Origin of the sequence: Capnocytophaga sp. oral taxon 863 str. F0517, assembly GCF_000466425.1 — a bacterium.
Taxonomy (GTDB): domain Bacteria; phylum Bacteroidota; class Bacteroidia; order Flavobacteriales; family Flavobacteriaceae; genus Capnocytophaga.
In genome coordinates this window covers 1-644 of record NZ_KE992176.1, presented here as the reverse complement: position 1 = coordinate 644, position 644 = coordinate 1, and the positions used below count along the sequence as shown (strand labels likewise).

Annotated in this window: 2 protein-coding genes; both read right to left on the bottom strand. The window is 29.0% G+C overall.

Annotated elements, in window-relative coordinates; translation table 11 throughout:
* Nucleotides 1-78: 78 nt before the first annotated feature.
* Nucleotides 79-369: a hypothetical protein gene (locus HMPREF1551_RS11815; RefSeq protein WP_021629390.1), complete on the bottom strand. Its 291-nt coding sequence runs from the start codon at nt 367-369 to the stop codon at nt 79-81.
* Nucleotides 360-602, bottom strand: coding sequence for a hypothetical protein (locus HMPREF1551_RS11810; protein ID WP_034544694.1), 243 nt, complete (start codon nt 600-602; stop codon nt 360-362). The genes HMPREF1551_RS11815 and HMPREF1551_RS11810 overlap by 10 nt, the downstream gene beginning before the upstream one ends.
* Nucleotides 603-644: the final 42 nt, after the last annotated feature.

The following is a 644-nucleotide window of genomic DNA, read 5'->3' as shown; positions in this document are numbered from 1 at the left end:
GTTTTTAGTTTTTAGTTTTTAGTTTTTAGTTTTTTAACTGATTTGACCATTTTTCCATTGATTCATGTCCATCCCTTATTAGATTTCTATTGATTCTTGTTTGGAACTTCTGAAGTGTTGTATTTCTATTATCTCCTCTTTCACTTGAAAATATAAAAGAAAACGTCCTTTTAGAATAGTTCTTACATACAGATCCATTTTTTCAATGTACCTACCTATATAAATAGGCTTAGAAGAAAGTTCTTGTAATAACAACCTTAATTCTCTTATAATCTTGTCAGAATATTCAGTACTATCATTATGTATATCCCAATATTCAAGTGTTTGAGTAAGACTTTCCTTCGCCTGAGGAGACCATATTATTTCCATGACCTTCTTCTTTTTTCTTCAATTTCATTAAAAACATCTTCATTCTTTATTCCCAATCCCTTTTGTATTTGTTCACGAGAAAGCATAATAGCTTCTATATCTTCTTGAGTGAGAATATCAGCATATGGATCTGTTCCTGAATCTGCTACTTCAACCCCTATATCATTTAGAAATTTGATAATTGCCTGATATTGAAGAAAACTAAGATTTTTCTTTAAAGGAATTACATTCATATTCATAGTATTTTAACGTGAGTTCGATATAAGAAAGTTACT

Excerpts from the sequence above, each read along its gene's own strand:
- HMPREF1551_RS11810 (WP_034544694.1), bottom strand. The coding sequence starts at position 602 with ATGAATGTAATTCCTTTAAAGAAAAATCTTAGTTTTCTTCAATATCAG.
- HMPREF1551_RS11815 (WP_021629390.1), bottom strand. The coding sequence starts at position 369 with ATGGAAATAATATGGTCTCCTCAGGCGAAGGAAAGTCTTACTCAAACA.